This is a genomic window from Sporolactobacillus shoreae, from assembly GCF_004684935.1.
Lineage (GTDB): Bacteria > Bacillota > Bacilli > Bacillales > Sporolactobacillaceae > Sporolactobacillus > Sporolactobacillus shoreae.
Window position 1 is genome coordinate 21,297 of record NZ_SRJD01000032.1, and the last position, 6,953, is coordinate 28,249.

Sequence of the window (6,953 nt, forward strand, 5' to 3'; positions counted from 1 at the left end):
TCACCTATAACATCGCCCTTCTGACATAATTGGAGATCCACTCCGTGATTAATATGGACAGAACGATAGAAAGGACCACGAGACTTGCCGAATGATAATCCATACCCTTGTAGTAAAGATCAAAAATAAATCCGATTCCGGATCCTGTCAGAATGCCAACCAGTGTGGCACTTCGAATATTTGTTTCAATCATAAAAAGTACCCAGCTGATCAGCTGAGGGACACTCATCGGAAGCACCGCCTGAAAAACAATGGAAGCGTAACTGGCTCCCGTCGCACGCAGGGCCTCCACCGAATCCGCCCCGACCTCATCAATCGTCTCCATAAACGCGCGGGTGAGAAAGCCGAATGATGCGACGAACAAGGCAAAGTAACCGGTAAGCGAACTCTGTCCGAATGAGAACAGAAGCACAAGCGCCCAGATGCTGACATCAATATTCCGGAAAACATTCGCTACGAACCTGCTAATCAAAGCCAGAATACGGTTGACCTCGGTAACCCTCGACCCGAAGAGGGCAAAAACAAACGCGAAAACCGACGCGACGGACGCCGCCGCAATAGAGATAAGAAGCGTTTCCTGCAATCTTGACCAAATATCCGGAATTTTCGTCAGCGCGCTCGCATTCGGATAGAAATTGGTCACACTCCAGACGATCGCTTTCGGAATTGAAACCAGACTCTGGAAGATATTAAATTGAGTGATAATCATTGCCAGATAGGCGATGACAACCAGAATCAGAAGAATAACCAGCGACTGCGCTTTTTTTCTATACAATAAGTCATGTTTCATATTTTTCGCGCCACTTCTTTAGACTCGGGAATGTTGAGATTCAGTTCCTCGCTGTCGGCACCGTAAATGGTACGGATCGTTTCATCTGTCAGTTCGGAGGGCAACCCGTCAAAAACAACCTTGCCTTGACTGACTCCGATAATACGATCCGCATAATTAAGCGCGATATCCAGTTGATGTAAATTTACCAAGACGGTAATTCCGAGCGATGTTGAAATATGTCTTAAATGATCCATGATCGTTTTCGAGGAACTCGGATCCAGTGAAGCGATCGGTTCATCCGCCAGCAGCATCCTTGGTTCCTGAACGAGCGCCCTGGCAATGCCCACACGCTGTTTCTGTCCGCCGCTCAGTTGATCACAACGCTTATAGACCTGATCTTCAAGCCCAAGAGATTTAAGAATCTCTAAAGCTTGCTTTTTCTCACTTTCATGGTATAGCCCCAATGCTCCGACGAAGGCTGGTTTATATCCAAGACGCCCGTGCAGGACATTTTCAAAAACGCTCAGTCGATCCACAAGATTATAACTTTGAAAAATCATGCCGATTTTTGTACGCAGCGCCCGCAGCTTGCCCTTGCTCAATTGCTGCACATTGGTTTTATCAAAGATAACCTCTCCGCTTGTCGCTTCAATCAGCCGGTTGATGCAACGAAGGAGAGTTGATTTCCCTGCTCCCGAAGGACCAATAATGGAAACTAACTCCCCTTCATTTACGGAGAAGCTAACATGGGATAACGCCAGAGTGTCATTGCCGTATCGTTTTGAGACATCCCTGAACTCTAATAACGTTGCCATGTCCGACTCCTCACTTTATTCATAAATTTAAGAGAAACCCCGGTTATTCAGACAGTTTTCTGATCGGATCAAACCAGGAATCATCGATTTTCAGGAAACGATCGTTCTTTCCTGTTTTGAAGAACATCGCCTTAGAATTTGCCGGAGCAAAGATTGATTTGTCGTTAGCGACTTTATCCGAGGTCAGCGTACTGAGCAGTTTCTGCTGATCCTGTTTACTCAGCGTCTGTGTATTCATAACAATCGGTGCATTAAGAACCGGTGTAACAGTCAGAGCCGTGAATTCTTTTCCAGCAAGATTATTGAAAGGTTCCGGTGCGCCGCTTTTTACTTTATAGGTTGCTCCAGGTTGGTCAAAAGTACCACTCGCAACATCCACATAGCGTTCCAATTCCGTGTCACAGAAAGCCGCAACATCCACTTTTCCTGTCAGCAGATTGACGGCCGAACCCTGGTGGGTCTGTCCGAAAAGGACCTGACTGAAGAACTTGCCACCCTGAGTCAAATCCGCCTGCTTCAGATTGCTGTACTTGCTCTGAGACTTGAAATCATGAATAATCTGTGCAGTCGGAATGATAAAACCAGAGGTGGACGCCGTCGATACAAAAGACATTCTCTTACCCGCGATATTAGCAAGTGAATACTGGCCGTTTGTCTGATACTTGGAAGCATCGGCTGCAGGTACAGAAATCCAGCTGTAATATACAGCATCCTTGAGTGTACCGGATCCACCGCTGTTCACAACCAGTGGGAGGACCTTGTTGTTTTTCTGATGTGCCTCAATATAACCCTGAGCCGCTAAAAATCCGATATCCGCATTGCCACTGGCAACAGCTTCAATTGCAATATTGTAATCAGTTGTCAATTTATCAATGACTTTCTTTCCGGTTGCCTGGGCAATGATTTTATCAAGTGCCTGGCGGGAATCCTTCATGTCCGCCCCGGATTCGTTCGGATACCAGACAACCGTAATCGTCTTTTTTCCTGTGCTTGCCGAACCGTTTGCCGAACATGCAGATGTTACAAGAACTAATGTCAGAATAAGTAACCCGATCAAAAATTTTTTCACTTTTCGATTCCCTCCAGAATTGTTATCTGACTATGTGATTCCATCGGCCGGAGGCCAATGAAAGTAAAGCCTGACACCTTTAAAAAGTAATCAAACCTTTCTGCATATCGCCGCGAATCCGGGAATTGCTGTATTCAACGGGTTGATCCAGATGATTGACAAAACTTTCAATTTTGATGATAGGAACATTTTCAGGAATGTGTAACAATTCGGCGTCACTTGTGACAGGCAGCATCGCCTGAAAAACCGACTTGAAACGCCGTGGTTTGAGGTGGTAATAGCCTGACATCACCTGATAAAGCGACTGGAAGTTGTTCAGATGCTTTTCCAGCTGAGGAACCTTCTCTGCCGGCAGGATTGTTGTTGTCACAGAAATGGGACAGCGATCGACGTAACGAAGAATCTCAAGTTCATAGACGGACGATTCCCGGTCAAGCTGCAAATAATATTTTTCTTTTTCGGTGGGCTGGCGCTTCACACACTTCAACAATTTGCAGCTATGCATAATGCCCTGATTATTCATGTTGTCAGAAAAGCACGTACTTGATGAAAGATTATAAGGAACCAGCCGCGGTCTTTGATTGACAAACGATCCTTTCCCCTGCCACGAAGTCAGCCAGCCCAGGCTTGCGGTTCGCGCAACGGCCTGCCTTACCACCGATCGATTGGTTCCGAACTGCCTGCATAATTCATTTTCAGAAGGGATTTTATCTCCCTCCTTATAAACTCCCGCAGAAATGCAATCGATCAAATATTCGGCAATTTTCAAATGTTGAAGTTCCGCTTGCACCATCCTTCACCTCCCCCAAAACTGATATCAGCCTTTCAACGCTTACGATTTACAGTCTAACTTGTTAACAAGTAGGAAACATTAAGCTATTTTTAATTAATTTTAAATTCAGTCAAAAAAAAAAGACTTCCCAACAGGGAAGCCCTTTACATTTACCATAGAATATGGCCCTGGGGGGAATCGAACCCTCGACGCACGGTTTAGGAAATGGTTGACAGGTGTTGCAGTTAGCTCTATTAGATTTCAATAAGCCTTGGTAATACTGGGTTTTTGGTGTTTATTGTAGTGATAAAATTTATTAAGTTTTGAAAAGTTTTGATAAATTTTGCACCCGATTTGCACTCAATATTCTCCATTCCTCTTGTGTCGCTTATGAACCTCCGGTTCAAAAAGGAGGACGTGGACGGCCACGGAAAAAAGGCGCACGTCTCAAACTCAAAGACCTGTTTTCTTCACAAGCTCCTTTGTTCGAAACCGTGACCTTGTCGCTTTATGATAAGGAAGAAACAGTCTCCTATTTATGCCGGGATCTACTCTGGGGTCAGGGGTTGTATCAGGAACTTCGCTTTGTGCTCGTTGTGATGGGGGAGCGTCAATCTATCTTGGTTAGCACAGACAGGAGTCTGTCTCCGGAAACCATCCTCCAACTCTATGCCCGTCGATTCACAACCGAAACAACGTTTCGGGCATTGAAACAGACAATTGGGGCCTTCTCCTATCATTCTTGGATCCGGTCGATGCCGAAACTGAATCGCTATCGTAAAAAAGATGAACCCCACAGTTGAACATGTGATGAAAATAAGTGAACGAAAACAAATTCTTCAAACAATAAAGGCAGTGGAAGGCTACATGATGTGCAGCTGTATTGCCATAGGTCTGCTTCAAATGCTCGCTTTGCGCTTCTCAAACAGGACTTCGAAGAAGTGCTTTCGTTATCTGCGCACCTCGTCAAAGGGAGTGGCTTCCGAAGCAACAATGATGGCTTATTTACGGTAATCTATTTTTCACTGATTTACCCTAAATCAGCATTTAACCATAACGCAAATAATTCAGGAAAAGCAACAAATGCCTGAATTGGAGGACAAATTACTCATTTCATAGTCACTTAGAACTTTTGACTGTCCAGTCAAAATTTAAAAGCCCAAAATTTGATTTCTCATAGTTTAATGCAACAGGATCATAAAGATTTCAAAATCAATTCTTTAACAACATGTTCTGGTGTTAATCCATATACACCTGCAACAAGATTTTTAGCTGCAACCATAGCCATTTCGAATTGTGTTTTTCGTGTTGCAGTCCCTATGTGAGGCAGAGTAATTACATTAGGCATGTTAAGCAATTCGTTATCTGGGCTAATAGGTTCTTTCTCAAATACATCTAAACCCGCTCCCAAAATTTTATTATTTGCAAGAGCTTCCACAAGTGCTACCTCATTTATTGTTTGTCCCCGCGATACATTGACGAGAATAGCATTATTTTTCATCAATTTAAATTCTTCGAAATCTATTAAATGATAAGTCTCTTTTGTTAGCGGAGTGAGCAGCACAATAAAATCGGATCTCTGTAGAATATCTTTAAAATCAGAATACTCTACTCTCAATGTCTTTTCTAAATCTAATCGTCTATTCCTGTTATGATACAAAACATTCATGTCAAAACCCAATTTTGCTCTTTTAGCAACGGCTTCTCCAATCCTCCCCATACCTATAATTCCTAAAGTCGCTCCATGAACATCACTACCAAACAGATTTTTGTCACTACTATTTTTCCATTTATTATTTTTTACATATTTATCTAGCTCAGTTATTTTACGTGACACAGCTAAAATCAATCCAAAAGCCAAGTCTGCAACACTCTCATTCATTACATTTGGTACGTTTGTTCCAATAATCTTTCTTCTCTTCATCTCCACTATATCAAAGTTATTATAGCCCACTGTAAAATTACTCACGACACTTAAGTTTGGCGCAGATTCAAGTAAATCTTTATCAATCTTAATCCCCATAAGTAATACGCCATCTTTATCGGAAAGTTTACGTTTTAATTCACTTCTAGTTATATCTCTATCAGCTTGCCATTTTTCATATTCACAATATTTACTAATATATTCTTCTACCTCTTTAGGTACACCCATTGCAATATACACTTTTGGTTTTTTCATAATATTATTTTCTCCTCTATAATAAATGATTTAAAAAGTAACGAACCGCTCCAAACACCAATCCAGATTCGCCGATTCTTCCAAAATCTGCAGTCAGGGCACCCAATATCAAAACATACATGAGGACATTCCACGAAATAATATTTTTTATTAAGATGCTAAAGCAATTTACATTGGCAATAAAAATATTAATGTTTTAAAATAGAAGCCTAATGTAAATCGTAACCAATGTCATCTGTACTTTTCTAGATATTCTCTCAAGTTTTCATGAATATCGTAAAGCATTTGAAATGCATTACTCCATACTTTTATATTTAGCAATCCATTTGCACATTTCTGTATATACATATATTCTGCAAAAAATTACAATTTCTTTTGTAAAGAAAACAATATTTGGATTAAAAAGTCAAATTGTTTCTTTCCTAAACTATCCTGAAGGGTCTGCTGTGCTTGTCGCCAATATGGTGTCGCTTCCTTTATTTTCTGTAGACCCTGATGTGTAACTTTCAATATTTTTTGCCTAGCATCATCTGATCGCTTTTCGATTGAAAGCAAGCCCCGCTTCTCTAATACAGCCGCATTTCGTGTGACTGTTGTCTGATCCATTAACAAAATCTTCCCAAGCTCAGTAATTGAACAATCTTTATTACGTATAACGCCTTTCAGCAATGACAATGGCGTCGTCTTTAAATGAGCAGGTGCGAGATAGGCATCATAAAATTGGGACAAGTATCGATCGGTTTTTCGAACATAACTACAGATGCAAGGCTGATCTAATCCCAGCTCTTCCATTTCTATTGGAATCATATTTATTGCTTCCTTTTACAGGTGATTTGAATTTTAGTGCATTCAAGCATAATGCAAAGTTTCTAAAATATGCATATACATATAATATGTACTGAAATGTATTTTGTCAACATTCACTTTTTTCACGCCCAGCTATTATTTATGGTGGATTACTGAGTTAAATTTTACAACTCAATTCCGAAATTCCCATGCAGTTCGCTTGCACAGACAATTGCTAGAGCGCTGATTGAAATGAAGAAGAGGGTAAAGGCCTCTTCTGAAGTGAGGGTTTATAAAGATAAGGATGGAAACGTGGTTATTACTTGGAATCCCACATTTGCGGAATTCCTGAAAAATCAGATCATAAATCTAAAAGACTTGAAAGTGATGGTACAGTGGATAGGACTACTACAAAGGAGCTTAACGCATTTATCCTGAATTCCCGGAATTTATAACGATGGATAACTTACACCGAGAGCATCATAGAGCGCCTTTTGCTTCTTTGTGAGTTCACCCAGTACCCGTCCGTGATCCGGAGCTTCGAAGCATTCGATGGTGTC

At 41.4% G+C, this 6,953-nt stretch carries 7 protein-coding genes; 1 reads left to right on the forward strand and 6 read right to left on the reverse strand.

Annotated elements, in window-relative coordinates:
* Positions 1-4 precede the first annotated feature (4 nt).
* The 4 genes from E4665_RS16925 to E4665_RS16940 form a co-directional block, all read right to left on the reverse strand.
* Complete coding sequence (locus E4665_RS16925) at positions 5-790, reverse strand: ABC transporter permease subunit (RefSeq protein WP_135349983.1); 786 nt, start codon at positions 788-790, stop codon at positions 5-7.
* On the reverse strand, positions 787-1,587 hold the full coding sequence (phnC, locus tag E4665_RS16930) for a phosphonate ABC transporter ATP-binding protein (protein ID WP_135349984.1): 801 nt from the start codon (positions 1,585-1,587) through the stop codon (positions 787-789). The genes E4665_RS16925 and phnC overlap by 4 nt, the downstream gene beginning before the upstream one ends.
* 43 nt (positions 1,588-1,630) lie before the next feature.
* Positions 1,631-2,656: a PhnD/SsuA/transferrin family substrate-binding protein gene (locus E4665_RS16935; RefSeq protein ID WP_135349985.1), complete on the reverse strand. Its 1,026-nt coding sequence runs from the start codon at positions 2,654-2,656 to the stop codon at positions 1,631-1,633.
* Between the two features lie 79 nt (positions 2,657-2,735).
* A complete protein-coding gene (locus E4665_RS16940) occupies positions 2,736-3,449 on the reverse strand; it encodes a GntR family transcriptional regulator (protein WP_135349986.1) in 714 nt (237 codons plus the stop codon).
* A 302-nt stretch (positions 3,450-3,751) separates the two neighbouring features.
* On the opposite strand from E4665_RS16940, the gene E4665_RS16945 reads away from it, so the two are divergent.
* Positions 3,752-4,231, forward strand: a complete 480-nt coding sequence (locus E4665_RS16945) for a transposase (protein WP_135349987.1) — start codon at positions 3,752-3,754, stop codon at positions 4,229-4,231.
* 392 nt (positions 4,232-4,623) lie between these two features.
* Here E4665_RS16945 and E4665_RS16950 read toward each other — a convergent pair whose 3' ends face one another.
* On the reverse strand, positions 4,624-5,607 hold the full coding sequence (locus E4665_RS16950) for a 2-hydroxyacid dehydrogenase (protein ID WP_135349988.1): 984 nt from the start codon (positions 5,605-5,607) through the stop codon (positions 4,624-4,626).
* A gap of 363 nt (positions 5,608-5,970) precedes the next feature.
* Positions 5,971-6,414, reverse strand: a complete 444-nt coding sequence (locus tag E4665_RS16955; RefSeq protein WP_135349989.1) for a MarR family winged helix-turn-helix transcriptional regulator — start codon at positions 6,412-6,414, stop codon at positions 5,971-5,973.
* Positions 6,415-6,953 lie beyond the last annotated feature (539 nt).

Excerpts from the sequence above, each read along its gene's own strand:
- E4665_RS16925 (WP_135349983.1), bottom strand. The coding sequence starts at position 790 with ATGAAACATGACTTATTGTATAGAAAAAAAGCGCAGTCGCTGGTTATT.
- phnC (WP_135349984.1), bottom strand. The coding sequence starts at position 1,587 with ATGGCAACGTTATTAGAGTTCAGGGATGTCTCAAAACGATACGGCAAT.
- E4665_RS16940 (WP_135349986.1), bottom strand. The coding sequence starts at position 3,449 with ATGGTGCAAGCGGAACTTCAACATTTGAAAATTGCCGAATATTTGATC.
- E4665_RS16950 (WP_135349988.1), bottom strand. The coding sequence starts at position 5,607 with ATGAAAAAACCAAAAGTGTATATTGCAATGGGTGTACCTAAAGAGGTA.
- E4665_RS16955 (WP_135349989.1), bottom strand. The coding sequence starts at position 6,414 with ATGATTCCAATAGAAATGGAAGAGCTGGGATTAGATCAGCCTTGCATC.